At 48.9% G+C, this 18,290-nt stretch carries 15 protein-coding genes; 10 read left to right on the top strand and 5 right to left on the bottom strand.

Going from position 1 to position 18,290, the window contains the following annotated elements:
* The first annotated feature begins 175 nt into the window (after positions 1 to 175).
* The 6 genes from BLW49_RS20785 to BLW49_RS20810 all read left to right on the top strand — a co-directional run bounded on the left by BLW49_RS20785 (position 176) and on the right by BLW49_RS20810 (position 7,689).
* Positions 176 to 1,492 (top strand): ABC transporter substrate-binding protein, encoded by a 1,317-nt coding sequence (locus BLW49_RS20785; protein ID WP_090726640.1) that lies wholly within the window; start codon positions 176 to 178, stop codon positions 1,490 to 1,492.
* Between the two features lie 182 nt (positions 1,493 to 1,674).
* Positions 1,675 to 2,610: a carbohydrate ABC transporter permease gene (locus BLW49_RS20790; protein ID WP_090726641.1), complete on the top strand. Its 936-nt coding sequence runs from the start codon at positions 1,675 to 1,677 to the stop codon at positions 2,608 to 2,610.
* Between the two features lie 3 nt (positions 2,611 to 2,613).
* Positions 2,614 to 3,435, top strand: coding sequence for a carbohydrate ABC transporter permease (locus BLW49_RS20795; RefSeq protein ID WP_076312303.1), 822 nt, complete (start codon positions 2,614 to 2,616; stop codon positions 3,433 to 3,435).
* A 141-nt stretch (positions 3,436 to 3,576) separates the two neighbouring features.
* A complete protein-coding gene (locus BLW49_RS20800) occupies positions 3,577 to 4,596 on the top strand; it encodes a sugar-binding protein (protein ID WP_256209874.1) in 1,020 nt (339 codons plus the stop codon).
* Positions 4,593 to 6,119: a sensor histidine kinase gene (locus BLW49_RS20805; RefSeq protein ID WP_090726643.1), complete on the top strand. Its 1,527-nt coding sequence runs from the start codon at positions 4,593 to 4,595 to the stop codon at positions 6,117 to 6,119. The genes BLW49_RS20800 and BLW49_RS20805 overlap by 4 nt, the downstream gene beginning before the upstream one ends.
* Positions 6,112 to 7,689, top strand: coding sequence for a response regulator transcription factor (locus BLW49_RS20810; protein WP_090726645.1), 1,578 nt, complete (start codon positions 6,112 to 6,114; stop codon positions 7,687 to 7,689). The genes BLW49_RS20805 and BLW49_RS20810 overlap by 8 nt, the downstream gene beginning before the upstream one ends.
* Positions 7,690 to 7,781: 92 nt before the next feature.
* On the opposite strand, the gene BLW49_RS20815 is transcribed toward BLW49_RS20810, so the two are convergent.
* Entirely contained in the window at positions 7,782 to 8,729 is a 948-nt protein-coding gene (locus BLW49_RS20815) for a zinc-binding dehydrogenase (RefSeq protein WP_076312300.1), read from the bottom strand.
* Positions 8,730 to 8,972: 243 nt separating this feature from the next.
* On the opposite strand from BLW49_RS20815, the gene BLW49_RS20820 reads away from it, so the two are divergent.
* Genes BLW49_RS20820 through BLW49_RS20835 form a run of 4 tightly spaced genes read left to right on the top strand, consistent with a single transcriptional unit; the run spans position 8,973 to position 13,648 of the window.
* Entirely contained in the window at positions 8,973 to 9,569 is a 597-nt protein-coding gene (locus BLW49_RS20820; protein WP_371264599.1) for a TetR/AcrR family transcriptional regulator, read from the top strand.
* Positions 9,570 to 9,598: 29 nt separating this feature from the next.
* Entirely contained in the window at positions 9,599 to 10,918 is a 1,320-nt protein-coding gene (locus BLW49_RS20825) for a cytosine permease (protein WP_076312298.1), read from the top strand.
* A gap of 13 nt (positions 10,919 to 10,931) precedes the next feature.
* Entirely contained in the window at positions 10,932 to 12,050 is a 1,119-nt protein-coding gene (locus tag BLW49_RS20830; protein WP_090726760.1) for a DUF917 domain-containing protein, read from the top strand.
* A complete protein-coding gene (locus BLW49_RS20835) occupies positions 12,047 to 13,648 on the top strand; it encodes an ROK family protein (protein ID WP_090726648.1) in 1,602 nt (533 codons plus the stop codon). The genes BLW49_RS20830 and BLW49_RS20835 overlap by 4 nt, the downstream gene beginning before the upstream one ends.
* A gap of 151 nt (positions 13,649 to 13,799) precedes the next feature.
* Here the strand turns inward: BLW49_RS20835 and sdaAA are convergent, their stop codons facing one another.
* The 4 genes from sdaAA to BLW49_RS20855 form a co-directional block, all read right to left on the bottom strand.
* Complete coding sequence (gene sdaAA, locus BLW49_RS20840) at positions 13,800 to 14,681, bottom strand: L-serine ammonia-lyase, iron-sulfur-dependent, subunit alpha (protein ID WP_090726650.1); 882 nt, start codon at positions 14,679 to 14,681, stop codon at positions 13,800 to 13,802.
* A 47-nt stretch (positions 14,682 to 14,728) separates the two neighbouring features.
* Positions 14,729 to 15,397 (bottom strand): L-serine ammonia-lyase, iron-sulfur-dependent subunit beta, encoded by a 669-nt coding sequence (sdaAB, locus tag BLW49_RS20845; RefSeq protein WP_076312295.1) that lies wholly within the window; start codon positions 15,395 to 15,397, stop codon positions 14,729 to 14,731.
* A 5-nt stretch (positions 15,398 to 15,402) separates the two neighbouring features.
* The gene (locus BLW49_RS20850) at positions 15,403 to 16,845 is read right to left on the bottom strand and encodes an amidohydrolase (protein ID WP_090726651.1); all 1,443 of its coding nucleotides are present in this window, start codon (positions 16,843 to 16,845) and stop codon (positions 15,403 to 15,405) included.
* 73 nt (positions 16,846 to 16,918) lie between these two features.
* Positions 16,919 to 18,157, bottom strand: coding sequence for an MFS transporter (locus BLW49_RS20855; RefSeq protein WP_090726654.1), 1,239 nt, complete (start codon positions 18,155 to 18,157; stop codon positions 16,919 to 16,921).
* Between the last annotated feature and the right edge of the window lie 133 nt (positions 18,158 to 18,290).

The following is an 18,290-nucleotide window of genomic DNA, read 5'->3' on the forward strand; positions in this document are numbered from 1 at the left end:
AGGCCTGCCTTCTGTGGCACTATTGAGCAATCAAGGATATCCCCCTAAATAAAGTCCAGATGACCTGAACATAATCCAGTATAGCGCTTACATTTTGAGGCTTATAATCTGAGGTGCAAGCAAGTGAGTGTAAGTATAACCATCTATCCTAACGGAATGAAAAGGAAGTGTTGATGTGAAGAAATCACCAGTATGGCTAACGCTGACACTACTAGGTTCACTGGCTTTATCCGCATGCAGTTCGGGTTCAACCTCGGCGCCTGCCGGGGACGAAGCCACCGGAGGAGAAGGAACGGCACCGCCTGCTTCGACGGACAGTAAGCAGGTTGAAATATTCAGCTGGTGGACGGGTGCCGGAGAAGAAGCAGGCCTCAAAGCCCTGATTCAAGTATTTAAGGATAAACAACCGAGCATTGAGGTTATTAATGCTGCTGTTGCCGGCGGGGCAGGAACGAATGCGAAGGCCGTGCTGGCCAGCCGGATGCAAGGGGGAGATCCTCCGGGGACATTCCAGGTTCACGGCGGTTCGGAGCTCAATTCGGGCTGGGTGGCGGCTGGCAAGATGGAGCCGCTGAATGAGCTGTATGAAGCGGAAGGGTGGAACGATAAGTTCCCTCAGGATTTGATCGATCTCGTCAGCAGTGATGGCAGCATCTGGTCTGTACCGGTTAATATCCATCGGGGCAATGTGCTGTGGTATAACAAGAAAGTGTTCGATGATAACGGACTAACCGTGCCGACAACGTTCGATGAGTTCTTTGCGGCAGCGGATGCATTGAAGGCAAAAGGCATTACACCGCTGGCACTTGGAGACAAGGAGCCTTGGGCGGCAACGCATTTATTTGAGACGGTGCTTCTCGGTACACTCGGTGCTGACGGTTACAGACAATTGTGGACAGGAGACCTCAGCTTTGACGATCCGAAGGTGAAGGAAGCGCTCGAAACCTTCAAGAGAATGTTGACATATGTCAACGAAGACCATGCTGCCCGCAACTGGCAGGACGCTTCTCAGCTCGTATCCAGCGGAGAGGCTGCCATGAACGTGATGGGAGACTGGGCAAAGGGTTATTTCACGGGGGACCTGAAGCTTGAGGTGGGTGTTGATTTTGGATACGCGCCTACACCGGGTACAGACGGCAGCTTCATGGTAATCACGGATACGTTCGGATTACCAACTGGAGTGAAGGATCCCGAGTCGGTGAAGGAATTTCTGAAAGTGCTGGGCTCTGTGGAAGGACAGGATGCATTTAATCCGGAGAAAGGATCCATTCCTGCCCGTATTGATGCTGATGTAGAGAAGTACGACGTGTACGGCAAGGAAACGATAGAGGATTTCAAGAACAGTGCGCTTACACCAAGTCTTGCGCACGGATCTGCAGCTTCTGAAGGATTCCTGACACAGGCGAATCAGGTCATCAATATTTTCGTTACCGGCGGAGACGTAGAGCAGGCAGTGCAGGGATTGAAGTCAGCAGCCTCCCAAGGATTGTAATTGACCTCTCGAACAGCCTCCCGGGCCATAAGATCCGGCGAGGCTGTTTTTTCAAATGGAGATACCCTCCTGTATCATCCGGCCAATTGCGCAAGCTCATAAATGTCCAGATCATCTGAAGATAGTCCAGCATTGCAGTCAGCTCACTGATTCTATAATGAGGATAGAAAGGAGCGAATACAATGGGAACACCATCGACTCTTCGCAAAAAAAGAGTGCCTGATACCGCATGGGGAATTCTGCTGCTCATGCCCTCCCTTCTTGCAATTGGTATCTTTGTATACGGTTTCATCAGCTGGACGGGATATGTATCACTTAGTAACTGGAACAGTCTTGTGAAGGATTTATCCTTTGCCGGATTTAAGAACTTCGCTTTTCTATTCCAGGATTTCCGGTTTCAATCCGACATCCGCAATACCATCATGTTTACCGTGCTCTTCATCTTCGCGTGCTTGGCGATCGGGCTGCTGCTCGCGATGCTGGTGAATTCGAAAATTAAAGGTGAAGGCTTTTTTCGCAACATTTTCATTTTTCCAATGGCCGTTTCCTTTATCGTAACCGGGGTGGTCTGGCAGTGGCTGCTGAATCCTTCCTCGGGAATCAATATTTTGCTGCAAAATCTTGGTGTAGCCAGTCCTCCCAAATGGTATGTCAGTACAGAGATTATATCTTTTTTCAAAATGGGACAGATTGAATTCGGTTTTCCTGTCGCATTGGTTGCAGTCATTATTGCAGCTGTATGGCAGATGGCGGGTTATACCATGGCGATGCTGCTCGCCGGTCTTCGGGCAATCGGGGAGGATTTATTCGAAGCTGCACGCGTAGATGGAGCTACAGAGCGCAAGATTTTCACCTCCATTATTTTGCCGCTGTTGAAGCCTGTTATCGTCAGTGCTGTTATCATTCTTGGACATATTTCCTTGAAAATCTTTGACCTTGTCTATTCGATGACGGGCCCTGGAGCGATGTTTGTCACCGATATGCCAGGCGTTTATATGTTTGAAACGACATTCCGCGGCAACTTCTACGGAAATGGGTCCGCGATTGCCATTCTGCTGCTGCTGTTCGTCTCGTTCCTCATCGTACCTTACCTCATTTCCAGCCGAAAGGGGGATTAGAGCGTGGCACAGAGAAGACTTTCCCGCTTTTTCGTATATGCGCTGCTCGCTGTGTTTGCCGTCCTGTTTCTGGTTCCGGTTTATGTCGTACTTATCACGAGCTTCAAATCCATTGATGCGATCACACTGAATCAAATGTGGTCTTTTCCCAAAAGAATCGACTTGTCCGGCTACAGCCAAGCTTTTGAAAGACTGGCTCCGCATTTGTGGAACAGTATGCTGCTCGTCATTCCGGCAACGATACTGTCCGCTCTTCTTGGGTCGCTAAACGGTTATGTATTCGCCAAATGGCGGTTTAAAGGCTCGGAAATGATCTTTACGCTGATTCTGTTCGGCATGTTTATTCCTTACCAGAGCATTCTGATTCCGCTCATTCAATTCATGCAGCAGATTCAGCTGTACAATACACTGCCAGGACTCATATTGGTGCATGTCATATATGGTCTGCCTATATCCACGCTGATCTTCCGCAACTTCTATGTAAGTATCCCGAATGAAATTATAGAATCGGCACAGATCGACGGGACGGGGTTCCTCGGTATTTACAGGCATATTATTCTTCCTCTGTCAGTGACGAGCTTTGTCGTCGTCGGCATCTGGCAGTTCACGAACATCTGGAATGAATTCCTGTTTGCCGTTACGCTGACGACGCAGAGCCAGCAGCCGATTATGGTGGCACTGCAGAATCTGTCCGGCAGTCAGGTGGTCCATTGGAATGTGCAGATGGCAGGAGCGGTCCTTGCTGCATTACCTACCTTAATTGTATATATACTGCTTGGAAGATATTTTATTAGAGGACTGCTCGCAGGTTCTGTCAAAGGTTAGTTTGCTCATATAAAACAAGGATTGCGATTTGTGATGGAAATGATTAAGCTCAGCATAGGGAGCCGCCTCAAACCGGCTCTCTATAAGGGCTTTTTTACATTTATCATTCCATACCTAGCCAGGTTAAGAGGGGGCTCCTGCTTGTTCAAGCCACGGATACGGCCGCATTATATACTGATTGTCTTGCTGCTTCTATTGACGGTGTCGATATCTTTGTTTCATCTATTGAAAGCGCTTCACTATGAGTCCGGCATGTCTTCCATCACTCATTCACATGATCCTGAGGTCCATCTGGTTCTGATTTCGCAGGAGCTCGATAATCCCTATTGGCGCCTGATTGAGCATGGAGCAAGAAGCGCAGCAGAGCAAAACAACGCCACACTTGAATATATTGGTCCTGTGGAAGCCAGCGTCAGTGAGCAGATCCGAGTGATTGAAATGGCGGTAGCCTCCAAAATCGACGGCATCCTGACCCAAGGGCTTGATGATGAGCAGTTTATTTCCATTGTAAGTCAGGCCATGGATATGGGGATTCCGGTGATCACCATTGATTCCGATGCCCCGGACAGCCGTCGTCTTGCTTATGTGGGGACTGATAATTACGCAGCAGGGTTCATGGCTGGAAAAGCACTGATTCAGGATACTGGCGGTAATGCGAACGTCGGCATCGTAACCGGAAGCTTCCATGCGGCTAATCTAAAAGATCGTGTCCGTGGATTTCTGGATGCGGTGAAGCGGGAGGATGGCATTCGTATCCTCGACATGAAAGAATCGAATATCGACCGGATCGGTTCCGCGTCCGCCGCTTATACGATGTCCAGGGAGCATGAAGCGCTGGATACTTTTTTTGGTACCAGTGCCCTGGATGCGATGGGGATCGCTCAAATGCTCAGTGACAGGAGTCAGGATTCCCAAGCCAGCGAGCAAATGAATATTCGAGTATTCGGATTTGATGACCTTCCGGAAACGATAGAGCTCATTAACCAGGGCATTGTTACTGCATCCATTGTACAGAAGCCCTATCAAATGGGAGCGGAGGGCGTGGAGCTGATGCTGGATTATCTTGGCGGCAAGCGGATTGTCAGTGTGTATAACACGGATGCCCGCATTATTCGAAAGGACGATCTGCCGATGTACAAGGGAGGGGACGGAGGTCTATGATCCACATCAAAACAAAGCTGATGCTGTTCTTCACCGTGCTGATCGTTCTTATTTCCGCCCTTGCCTTGTATTTGTATCAAAATAACAGCAACTCTCTCACTCAGTATGACCAGATATTGAAACGCTTTTTTCTGCTCAACGAAATCAATCAGCGTACGGTGCAGGTCAGCGGCTCCATTCAGGCTTTTGTTCAAAGCTCTGCTTCTGACCCTGAGCTGCTTGAGAATTATGAACGCCAGGCAGATGAGCTGGGGCAGCTGAACTCCACAATACTGCCCGAAATTGAAAATGACATGAATTACGTGCTCGTTAAGAATTACAGCAATATGATCTCGAGCTTTTTAGAACAGGGCAGACAGACCATCGATCAGGCAAGAGGTACTGATCTGGCGGCTTACTATGAACGAATGACACAAACAGATCGGACTGCCGGGTTCATCCAGGATACGACGCTGAAGCTGATTAACAGCGAGCTGTCCAATTACCAGACCTTTTATGACCTGATGAACGCGAAGAATGAGCATCTGCAAAATATGGCCGTGTATGCTTTTTTGGCTGCTGCCCTATTATGCACCCTGTTTACGTTCTGGTTCTCGGAAGGGATAACGAATCCCATTCGCCGGTTATCGGCGGCAGCAAGGCAAATCTCGCGCGGGAATCTGGCGGTAAGCGAAGTGAAGGTGAACAGCCGGGATGAGCTGCAGTTTCTGGCGGAGACGTTTAATGGAATGTGTGCGAATATCCGCCAGCTCGTGGCAGAAATGAAGCAGAAATCAGAGCTGGATGCCCTTGTCAAGAAAATGGAGATTCGGAGTCTGCAAAATCAGATCAACCCTCACTTTCTGTTTAATACGCTCAATATGGTATCCAAGATGGCCTATGTAGAAGGGGCAGAGAAGACAAGTGATCTGGTGGACTCTATTTCGGCGCTGCTGAGGTATAACTTGAAGAAAATGCATAACGACGTTGTGCTGCGGGACGAGATCGCCATTGTAAGGGAGTATTTTTACATTCAACAAATGCGATTCGGTGAGCGGATTCGCTTCTCCGAGACGATTGATGAGTCCTGTCTTAGCTATGTAGTACCTTCACTGACCATTCAGCCGCTCATCGAAAACAGCTTTGTGCATGGAATTGAGTCTTATGAGGATGGTGGTGAGCTGTCACTGCATATCTATAGACAGGATGACCTTGTCATTGTTGAAATTCGTGATAATGGTATAGGTATGAAAGAAGAACAAATATCGAAGCTGCTCAGACAATCTGTGCCCCCTGATGGAACAACCGCCCTTGGGCATGAAACGACTGAAGGATATAGTGCAGGAAGGGAAGAGCAGCGGTGGACGGAGAACGTACCCTCGCCGTCTTCTGCAAACGGTATTGGACTTACAAATGTGCTGAAGCGTCTCAGGCTGTACTACCAGCGTGAAGACATCATGGATATTGAATCGTCCCCGGGACAGGGGACGATTATTCGATTGAAGCTGCCCTGCACGAAGGAGGAGAAAGCCGCCTATGTTTAAGATGCTTATCGTGGATGACGAACAGATTGAACGCAGTGCTCTCCGAATGATAGTAGAGAGAAATCTGCCCGATGTTGAGGTCGTGGGCGAAGCGGAGAATGGGAGAATGGCCATCGAGATGGCGGAAAGGCTGCTGCCTGATCTGGTTACGATGGACATTAAAATGCCAGGGACAGATGGTATTGAAGCTGTATCCGTTCTGTACAGCAGTCTGCCTAACACGAAGGTGATCATGGTTTCGGCATTTGATGAATTTGAGTATGCGCGGAGCGTGATGAAGTACGGGGTGAAGGAATACCTGCTAAAGCCTTGTAAGAAAGATCAAATTGTGAGCGCAATTCAAGCGGTGATGAAGGATATTGATGAAGACAGACGAGAGCTTTCACACATCAATGCGCTAAGGCATCAGGCGGAACAGACCCACGCACTGCTCGAAACCGATTGGGTATCCTCCATCTGTCAATCACGAACGCTCGGTGCAGAACTTATGAGTTGGCAGCAAGAAGCAGGTATTTCAGCAGATTCAGCCGGATATGCCTGTGTACTGAGGGTTGTTTTGAATCAGGAGCAGGGGCAGGATGGTTTATTTCAAATTCAGGATTGGATACGTAAACGCACGTCGGCATATGGCTTCTGTCTTGCAGGACCGTTCATCGGACAGCATCTTCCGCTGCTGATGTTTCCTGATCGGATGAATAATGGAAGCGGCCTCTCTGTTCGTGCAAGAGCAGCTCATCTAACGAGAAGCCTGCTGCAGGAAGCGCAGCGTATGTTTCCTTCCAGCGGGATGACGGCAGGAATCGGAATGCTGAGGCTCAGCAGGGCAGGCTGGATGAGATCTTATCAAGAGGCTGTGCTCGCATCTGGTGAACCGCGTGCCTTCTGCAGCTGTTTCTATGAGGATCTGCCCGCTGGGACGGAGGAATCATACCCTTATCCTCATGCTTGTGAGCAGCGGCTGCTGCTTATGGTGGGACGCGGGAACGTGGAGGAGGCAAGGGTCGTGTTTTCCCAGTACATGAACGAGCTGCTTGAGATGACAAGATATCAGGCGGCAAGGGTTCAGCATGATCTGAACAAGCTGTTTGCTCAAATGCTGAGCAAGTTGAAGGAGAAGGGGATATCTCTTCCTAAGCTTGGTGGTTTTCACGATCTGAATGATGCCGAAGATATACGCAGGCATGCTCTATTTCAATTGGATCTTGTGCTGGATGCACTGGACACATGGTATGCGGATGAATACAGAGGCAGTATCGAAAAAGCAAAGGTATATATTGCTGAACACTACGGAACGGAGCTGTCACTGGAGGAAGTTGCTGATTATGCGGGACTGAATCCTCATTATTTCAGTAAGATTTTTCATGAGAGATGCGGTATAACCTTCATTGATTATTTGACAGGAATTCGAATCGAAAGAGCTCGGGAGCTGCTCAGTGATCCCCGCCATATTTTGAAAGATATTAGTCAGAGGATCGGATACAGGGACCCGAATTACTTCAGCCGTGTCTTCAAGAAGATGGTTGGCATGTCACCTTCCGAATATCGGAGTGCTTCACTTAAAGGGGGATAGGCTTATAGCCAGCCGATGAAAATGAGATATCAATATAAATATAAATAGACCTCTCAGCCTTACGCTCGAGAGGCCTATTTATATATTGACTATTACATAATGGCAACGAGACGCCCTGTTACTTCATGGCGCTCCAGACGGCCGAGTCCCTCGCCAATCTCATCAAAGGTAATTTCGGTAATTGCAGGAGAGATGTCTCCAGATGCCATCAGCTTATACACTTCAGCAATATCATACTTATCGCCGCCCACGCTGCCTAATAGGCTCGCTGCTTTCAGAATCAATGGGTCCGTGTTAATCGTGGATTCCAGTTTGCCCATACCGACAAGAACAACGGTGCCACCAGGGGCTACCACATCAATGGCTCCAGCTGTAGTTGTGCCGAAACCAGCGTAGTCTACGATTAAATCAGGAGCAATGTCAGCCAGCTCTTTAATATCCTGATAAACGGCCTTCACGCCGATAGATTCAGCCAATTCACGTGCTTTAGGACTTACATCTACGGCATGTACCTCAATGCCGGCTACAACAGCTGCACGTGCTGCAATCTGTCCAAGTCCGCCGATCCCGATCACAGCTACTTTCATGCCTGGCTTCGCTCCGCCACGTTTAAACATCGCATGATAGGATGTCATGCCAGCGTCGGTTCCTGCAGCTGCTTGTGCAAAGGTTACTCCGTCAGGAATAGGAACAAGGTCAATTGCCGGCGCGGATACTTTATCTGCATAACCGCCGTCATATCCGTATCCAGGACCCATGCCTACAAGACTCACTGGACAGACGCCGACGCGATCACCCACCTTGAAATCCGTAACCCCTTCACCAACCTCAGTGATAATGCCTGCCACTTCATGGCCCATAATGATGGGTTTCTTTTCAATAATATTAAGCCACTTCTCATCACGTAATGCACCCACATCGGAGTGACATAGACCTGCTGCCTTAACTTCAATAACAACGCGGCCCTCAGTTGCTACGGGATCTGGCTTCTCAACCAATTTTAGCGGCACATTTGTCGTCGTAAATTCCCAACCCTTCATGTTATCTCCTTCTTTCTCCATTCATTTCATATTAAGCATCATGTCTTGCTAGGGCTAATATTACCGTTATTTTCAAATGAAATTCAAATTTCTTCGAGATTTAACACTTCAATATAAGGATTGGGACGTAAAATGCGCAAAGGGGTATAGAGAATACAATAAAAATAATACCTGTTGTATTTTTATACACGTAGACGTATAATTCACTTAATTAACGTTAATTAAAATTAGGATGTGACATTGTTGACGACCAGAAATAAGTTGAGAGATACCGCCATCAGGCTGTTCGGAGAGAAGGGCTACGACGGAACAGCACTATCTGAAATCGCAAAGGCAGTCGGAGTGAAAACACCGGCCATTTATGCTTTTTATGCCAATAAAGAGGATCTGTTCATCACGGCCTTTAAGGAGGCTATGCAGGCATATAACCAGTTTATTCAGGAACTGCATACTTCGAAGGTACGGGCGGATGCCAAGACCACCCTTCGTAACGTACTTGCAAGACAGTATGAGTTCTACGTGGAGAGCACGGAAACCAATCTATTCGTCATTCGGACACTCCTGTTTCCTCCTTTATTTCTCAAACAGGAAGTGGAGGCGGCATTTGCGGACTCAGATCAGCTGCTATCTCAGGTACTGGAGAGCATTATGGTACAGGGTATGGAGGAGAATCTCATTCCGGATCAGAAGATACAGCCGCTGGTGGATGCTTTCTTAACTTTGATGGACGGACTTGCTATGCAGTATTTCTATTACGGCTCCAAGGAAGTTTTTGAACGTAAGCTGGAACATGCCTTTGACGTGTTCTGGAGAAGTGCAGAGTACGTGACGACAACTTAAGAGCCGGTTCAACCAAGGGGGATCTTGACATGAATGAGGCAAAAAGCGTAATTGAGAACAGCAACGAAGCAAAAATATTAGAAGACTTTGAACGGGAGCCGGTGCCGCAGCATCTGCGTAAGAAATGGCTGACCATGGCCTTCGTATGGATTGCGATTGGAATCGACCTGTCTGCTATGTTTCTAGGTGCAGAGCTCGGAGCAGGGATGAAATTGTCCAGCTCGCTGACCGCAACCTTTATAGGGTCCTTAATTTTGGGTCTCATCGGCGCGCTGTGTGCTTATGTAGGGGCAAAGACGGGGCTCTCCACAGCCATGATAAGCCGGTTCTTGTTTGGAAATAGGGGAGCACGGATTATATCTGTAGTGCTTGGTATTTCCTCGCTCGGCTGGTTTGGTGTTCAGACCGGATTTTTTGCCAGCAATATGCAAACAGCACTTCATGAAATATGGGGAGTCAACCTGTCACTTGGCCTGTTGTCCTTCATCGGCGGCATGCTGATGATGTCTACGGCGATCTGGGGCTACCGTGCGATTGAGAAGCTCAGCGTGTGGTCCGTGCCACTGCTGGTGATTTTTATTTTAATTGCCTTGTATATGGCGTTTCATATGAATGGAACAACTGCCATCTGGGCGCCGATCAGCGCACAGCCGATACCTATGGGTACAGCGATCTCACTCGTTATCGGTATATTTATGCTGGGAACGGTGCTCTCACCGGATATTGCGCGCTGGGCAAGAACGCCAAAGCATGCGATAATGGCCGCATTTGTCGGTTTTTTTGTAGGGAACAGCTTCATGACCGTCATTGCAATCTTCCTCTCCCGAGTGATGGATTCAAGTGATCTTACAGGGATATTCCTTACGATCGGTCTTGGACTTCCCGCCATTATTGTGCTGACACTGGCCCAGTGGACGACGAACACGAACAACCTGTATTCGGCTTCGCTTGGATTCTCGGTTGTGTTCTCCAAAGTACCCAAATTCGTTATTACCATTGTGGCAGGTCTGGTTGCAACCCTGCTCGGGGTGTTCGGCATTTATGACAGCTTTCTCTCGTTTCTCACTTTGATTACGATGCTGATCGCCCCGATCGGCGGTATTTACACAGCGGAATATTTACTCGTGGACAGATCAAAATTTACGTTTGAGGGTCTGGATAAGAACAAGAATTGGATGGTGCGATCACTCATTGTATGGGCCGTATCCAGCCTGTTTGCATACATGACGACAGCAGCGCCGGACGGGCTCGGCCTATTCCAGCTTACGCAGGTTCCTGCACTTGACGGCTTCCTCTTCGCTTTTGTAGTGCAGTGGCTGGTCGCTAAGGTGTTCAGCAAGAAAGGATGACAACATGACAAGCATAAATCGTATGAATAGACTTACAGAGCTTACAGAAGAAGCGATTGAATATATTGCAGTAGGTGCAGCTGTCCTCGGTACAGGGGGCGGCGGCGATCCGCATATCGGCAAACTGATGGCTATAGGAGCCATTAAGAAATACGGGCCGGTAACAGTGGTCTCTCCTGAGGAGCTCGGAGATGATGATCTAGTAGTGCCGTTCTCTATGATTGGTGCGCCAACGGTGATGAATGAGAAAATTCCGGCGCAGGAGCAGATGAGTAAGCCATTAGATCTGATTGAAAAAGAGCTTGGCAGAAAGATTACCGCTCTTATGCCGATTGAGGTTGGAGGAGGCAATTCACTTATTCCGGTCATTGCGGCAGCAGAGCGGGGCATTCCTGTGCTCGATGCGGATGCGATGGGCCGGGCTTTCCCGGAATCACAAATGGTTACCTTTTATCTCGATGGTATGGACCCGAGTCCGATTACGATGGCGGATGAACGGGGAAATGCGGTGCTGATGCATGCAATTGACGGCATATGGGAGGAACGGATGGCCCGGGCGGTGACGATCCAGATGGGCGGATCCGCATCGATCTGCGATTACCCGGCAACCGGTGCACAGATGAAGAAAAGTGTGATTCCACATACGTTATCTCTTGCATACGAGATTGGCAAAACATTGTTTGAATCGAAGGAGCAGAAGCAGCATCCGATTAAAGCCTTGCTCACGCAACTGAACGGATATGACTTGTTCCATGGCAAGGCGTCAGATATCCGACGCCGAATGGAGGGCGGCTTCACGCGTGGAGAAGCGACCTTTGAAGGAACGGGTGAGCATAAAGGCCGGACGATGAAGCTGTTTTTCCAGAATGAATTCCTGCTGGCGGTAGAAGGAGAGCAATCTCTTGCTGTAACCCCAGATTTGATATCTCTATTAGACCAAGATACGGGTATGCCAATTACGACAGAGAACCTGAAGTATGGTGCCCGGATCACGGCTGTCGGTTTCCCTTGCGATCCGAAGTGGCGAACGCCGAAGGGCCTTGATACCGTTGGACCGAAGTATTTCGGCTATGACGTTCCTTATGTGCCAATTGAAGAGCTGGCAGCGAAGAAAGGAGCGGATCAGCTATGAATTTAAAGAGAGAAGTGCAGCTGGGTGGTGCGGAATTATATCGCATAGGTATTGATGTAGGCGGTACAAATACGGATGCGGCACTGCTTGATTCCAGGCTGAACACGATTCATACGGTGAAGGTGCATACCACAAAGGACGTGAATGAAGGCATAGTTGAAGCCGTCCGCAAGCTGCTGGAAGAAAGCACCGTGAACCCTGAACTAATCAAGTATGCCATGCTGGGAACGACCCACTGTACAAATGCGATCGTGGAAAGAAAAAATCTGGGCAAAGTGGGACTTATCCGGATCGGAGCGCCTGCGGCAACGACCATTCCTCCACTAATGGGCTGGGATGAAACTCTTGCCTCCGTGATCGGCAATCATGCCTATATGGCCAGAGGTGGTTATGAATATGACGGGCGCACCATTGTTGATATGGATGAGGAGGAAATTCGAAATCTGTGTGAGCGAATGAAGGGTGAGGTAGCATCCGTTGCTATTTGCGGTATCTTCTCTCCAGTGAACACTTCACAGGAGAAGCGGGCCGCGGAGATTGTTCGAGAAGTGCTCGGTGAGGACATGGTAGTAACCCTCTCCCACGAAATTGGCAGCATCGGTCTCCTGGAACGGGAGAATGCCTCTATATTGAACGGCGCTCTTCTTGGTGTCATTTCGGGTGTAGTCCAGGGATTCGAAGCAGCGCTTGAGAGCTTCGGCATTCAAGCCGGTGTCTATATCTGTCAAAATGACGGAACGCTGATGCGCAGTGATTATGCACTTCGTTATCCCATATTGACGATTGCGTGCGGACCGACCAACTCGATCCGTGGAGCTGCACATTTATCTGGATTGAGTGACGCACTGGTCGTGGATATCGGTGGTACGACAACGGACATTGGCGTTCTCAGCCAAGGCTTCCCACGGCAGTCCTCTGCTGCTGTAACACTGGGTGGTGTAAGAACGAACTTCCGAATGCCGGATATTCTATCCATTGGTATTGGGGGAGGAACGATTGTCCGTACGGAGAAATCAAGCGATAGCGAGAGTGGGCTCATTGTTACCGTAGGGCCTGACAGTGTCGGTTATGAGCTGACGAAGCGGGGTACCCTCTTCGGTGGAGATACGCTGACGGCGACGGATGTCGTGGTGAAGCTCGGCAGGACACAGTGGGAAGGCGCTCAAATCGAGGGGATTGACGAGGAAATCTGTATCCAAGCAGATGAAATCATGAAGACCGATATTGAGGATGCTATTGACCGAATGAAGTCGAGTAGTGCGCCAGTCGATGTCATTCTGGTTGGCGGTGGAAGTATATTGGTGCCGGAGGAGCTTGAGGGTGTGGCCCGCATTATTCGCCCAGAATATTATGGTGCGGCGAATGCAATTGGTGCAGCTCTTGGCGAAGTGAGCGGGGAAACGGAACGCATCTATTCACTCGATGAACTGACCTATGATGAAGTAATGGAAGATGCCCGCTGTTATGCGGTAGAGCAGGCGGTTCGGGCAGGAGCAGATCGTGATACCGTCCAAATCGTCTTTACCGAGGATATTCCACTCGCTTACCTGCCAGGGAATGCACTGCTGGTTAAGGTGAAGGCCGCAGGAAGATTATAACAAAAGATCATTAACAAAAGATCATTAACAAAAGGCATCCTTCTCAGGTCTATAGACCTTGGGAAAGATGCCTCTTTTATGCAAAGGAATTTCATTTACTTGTTGATTATTCATTTCATTATTCAAGAAACTAATACTTGAGCTGTGAGAATTAAGATGGGTTATGCTGCAAATCTCTTGTTATCTTACGACCTGTCGGGGTCTGAGCCAAGCCGCCGCCAGCCGTTTCCCGCAGCGATTCAGGCATGGCCGATCCCACTTCGAGCATGACCTGAACCACTTCGTCCGAAGGGATGACACTTCGAACCCCGGCCAGTGCCATGTCGGCTGCTCCCAGGGCAGTAATAGCACCGAATCCATTACGAACAATGCATGGGATCTCGACCAGACCCGCCACTGGATCACAGATCAGGCCAAGCGTATTTTTCAAGGCAAGTCCTACAGCATGAATCGCCTGAGCAGGTGATCCTCCTCGAATATCGACGAGGGCACCTGCTGCCATCCCGATGGCGGATCCCACTTCCGCCTGGCAACCGCCTTCTGCTCCAGAGATAAAGGAGTTATTTGCGATCACATAACCAATGGCGCCGGAAGCGAACAGGCCATAAACCATCTGCTCATCTGTCCACCCGAACCTTTCCTGGCTACTGATGAACACGCCGGGAATAATGCCGCAGGAGCCGGCCGTCGGTGTCGCAATGATCCGTCCCATGGAAGCGTTGACCTCGGATACCGCAAGAGCGTAAGTCATCGACAAGCTTGCATGATCTCCAAGCATGGATTGTCCGTTCTCACGATAACCTAGCATTTTTCTAGCGTCTCCGCCCGTCAGTCCGCTCTTGGAGGTTGTATCGGTATGCAGTCCCTGATGGACCGCTTTTTTCATAATTTCGTAGTATTCCTTCATTTGAGCAAATACGGCATCCTGGTCCTCGCCTGATTCCAGACATTGTTCCTCCAGCATGAGTCTGCCAAGGGAGAGCTCTCTGGATTCCGCCAGCTCTGCCAGTTGTTTTAATGTTCGAAAGTTCATAAGCGTAAGACTCCTTTATACATGAGATACAGAAAAATGGGGCTTGCTTACAAGATGAGAAGATTAACTTCCTGAATCTCAGGTAAAGTCTTTATTCGTTCAACCAAGGGTGAATGGATCTTACCGTCGCATTCCATGACCATCATGGCTTCACCGCGGCGGTTTTTTCGATCGACAGACATATGACCAATATTAATGCCGGCATCAACCAGCATTCTGGTAACTACGGCGATAACGCCTGGCTCGTCAATATGGCGAAGGATCAGTGTTGGATACAGCCCCGTCATCTTTAGGTGATAGCCGTTGATCCGAACGATTTCGATATTCCCGCCTCCGATCGAAGTACCCACCAAGTTAAGCAGGCGGTCTCCCCCTTTATTTGTCAGGATAATCTCAGCTGTATTGGGATGAGGATAGAGTCCGGTTCCGGGGCCAATGGTAGTGTCCATTCCAGCCGCTTCTGCATGAACAAAGGCATCAGGAAGTCTTGGGTCATCCGTATTCATGTCCAGTAGTCCTCCAACGATAGCTGTATCCGTGCCGTGCCCGCGGTATGTTGCCGCAAACGAGCCGAACATCTTGATCTCAGCATGTGCCGGGCATTCTCCAAACAGTTGTCTTGCTGTACGTCCGATACGTGCCGCACCCGCAGTATGGGAGCTGGACGGTCCGACCATGGCCGGACCTATGATGGAAAAAACGTCTTTAAATCTCAATTCGATCAAGCTCCTCGTTTTGGGGGCTGCACATCTTGTGGAACAAGACAGTCGTACACTTCGCCGCCCAATCTTTCTTTAAATTCCTTATTTGCTTCGGCGACGATACTTGGATCAAGTATGGATTCAATCGCTGTTGCCGCCATCGCTTTAGCCGCGAGCAGCATTCCTTTGTGAGCATAAGTGCTCTTGCCCTGCGCTACTGTCTGCCATGCATGAAGGGGGGTTCCGAACGCCATTGTTGTTGTTACACACTGTGCGGTCGGTACGTTCCAGCTGACATCAGCCACATCCGTTGACCCGCTCATAAACGTTTCTTTATCGTCAGAGAATGGTGCGATAAAGCCGGGGAGCGGCCGCTCGGTTAGCACACCTGCAAGCTGGGGCCCAACCATAGCTTCTGCTTCCTGTTTATTTTGAAGGGGCAAAGTTTCATAAATAGCCTTGGCGTAGGCATATTCTTCCTCTTCATATTCAGGGACTCCAAATTGAGTCAAATTCTTATGCAGCACTTTTTCGAGCGTACTGTTCGGAATGAGGTTGGCACAGGCACCTTCATATTTAAATTCCATTTGTGTTTCGGTCATGAGGGAAGCCCCCTCAGCAATTTTGATTAGCCGTTCGAACAGGCTGCGTACTTGATGTGTCTTAGGAGCGCGGACCAGGTAGGTCACCTCGGCCTCTGCCTGTACCACATTTGGTGAAAATCCGCCTGAATTTGTTATTGCGTAGTGCAGTCTCGCCTGGTCAATCATATGCTCGCGCATATAGTTCGCCCCGATGTTCATGAGCTCAACAGCATCCAAGGCGCTTCGTCCTTGATGAGGGGCTGCAGCTGCATGGGCACTGATCCCCTTGAAAGTAAAAGTACCATGAATAACAGCATTCGAGCTGCCATGCATAACCGCGTTCATGGAGTGGGGATGCCAGGACAGCGCCGCATCCACATCCTTGAAGTAACCTTCACGGGCAAGATAGGTTTTGCCATATCCGCTTTCCTCGGCAGGACAGCCGTAGAAGCGGACTGTTCCGCTTGTACCGGGATGATCCTGAAGGTAGTCTTTCACAGCGACAGCTGCTGCAAGTGCCCCGACACCAAGCAGATTATGCCCGCATCCATGACCGTTTCCGCGAACAGTGACAGGACTAAACGCAGCAATCCCGGCCTCCTGGCTCAAATCTGTCAGTGCATCATATTCACCTAACAGGGCGATGACTGGACTGCCTGTCCCATAGGAGGCGATAAATCCGGTTTCAAGCCCAGCGACTTCTCTCTCTATTGAGAAGCCTTCGGCTTCTAGAATTTCAATGAGAAGCTTGGCTGATTGGAATTCATCGAATCTGGTTTCTGCAAAAGACCATACCTGGTCGCTTGCATTAGTGAACAGCTCGCTTTTTCCTTCGATGGCGTCAGATACATACTTGCTTAAATCGATCGTTGTTGTCATAGGAATACACCTCTCTATTGGCAGTAATTGATTATTGTAAGCAGGTTATTGAATCATAACCGCATGATTCAACTTACACAGTGGTTGGCTGAATATCGGTTGGTTTGATCTTGTCAGAACGGCGTGACAGCATAAGTGAAGCGGAGCAGATTACAGCAAATGCGATCAGCATCACGAAGGCTGCAGTATAAGATCCGCCTGAAGCTTCAACCAGGAAGCCTATAAGCATTGGCGTAAGGAAGCCGGCAAGCTGAGCACCGGTATTGATGAATCCATTTGCAGTTGCTACTACCGTTTCCGGCATCGTTTTAAGGGACTTTGAAATAATGAGTGTTGAAATGAAACCAGCGAGTGCTGTAACGATAGTTTGATGGGTAATGAACATGGCGATACTGCCGGCAGTGCTCATCAAGTACAGGAAAAGGGCCACGAATATGCCGAATACGGAAGCAATAATCCGATCTTTACCTGCGGGAATGCGGTCAAGTATATAGCCGCTGAGCAGCATGGTGAAAATGCTGATGACAGCCGGAATAGCAGAAAGTAGACCCATTTGCGTCATATCCAGCCCTCTGACATTGACCATATAAGTAGGCATCCAGGATTGCAGCCCCCAGTTCACGGCATAAATGCTGAAGTAACCGATAAACAGGTTCCAGATCATAGGGGTTTTAAGAACAACCTTAAATGGCACCTTTTCTTTAGGCGCAGGAACTGCCTCCGATTGCAGAGGCTGAGCCGACTCTTTTAATAGGAAGAACATAAGGATTGTAACCAGAATTCCTACGGCACCGATGATATAGAACAGGGTCCGCCAGCCGATGGTTTCAAGCGCCTGACTCGTAAGGATCGGAGTTACAACACCCATAATTGCACCGGAGGCGAGCATAATTGACATCGCACTGCTTCTCTGATTTATCGGGAAAGTGGTAGCAATGGCCTTTGATCCAGATGGAAAAAAGCTGCCTTCTCCAATCCCGAACAGGAAGCGGACGAAGATGAGTGAGAACAGAGACCAGGCTGAGCCGGTCAAGATGGTGAAGATGGACCAGGCGAAGACAGAGACGAGAATGACTTTCCGATAGCCGAAACGGTCAGCGAGTGCCCCGCCCGGAATTTGCATAATAGCGTAGCCGAGGAAAAAACTGCTCAGAATGATTCCTTGGGCGGACGCGCTGAGACCCAGATCTTGTGTGATCCCTACAATGGCATAGTTCATCACAAACCGATCGAGATTGCCTAGACACCAGCCGAGAAATAAAAGAGCGAGTACAATGTACTTAAAGTTTTTGCTTTGTACGACCTTCGACATTGTGTTACCTTCTTTCTCATCAATTGTTATATTTATGCGTTTGATATATTAAAGTTACAGGATGAAGGGGTTTTAATACAATGTATATCTTTGTATAATTAGCTCTATTATTATGTGAAAACCTACATTGACA

Origin of the sequence: Paenibacillus sp. PDC88 (assembly GCF_900106725.1) — a bacterium.
Classification (GTDB): Bacteria; Bacillota; Bacilli; order Paenibacillales; family Paenibacillaceae; genus Paenibacillus; species Paenibacillus shunpengii.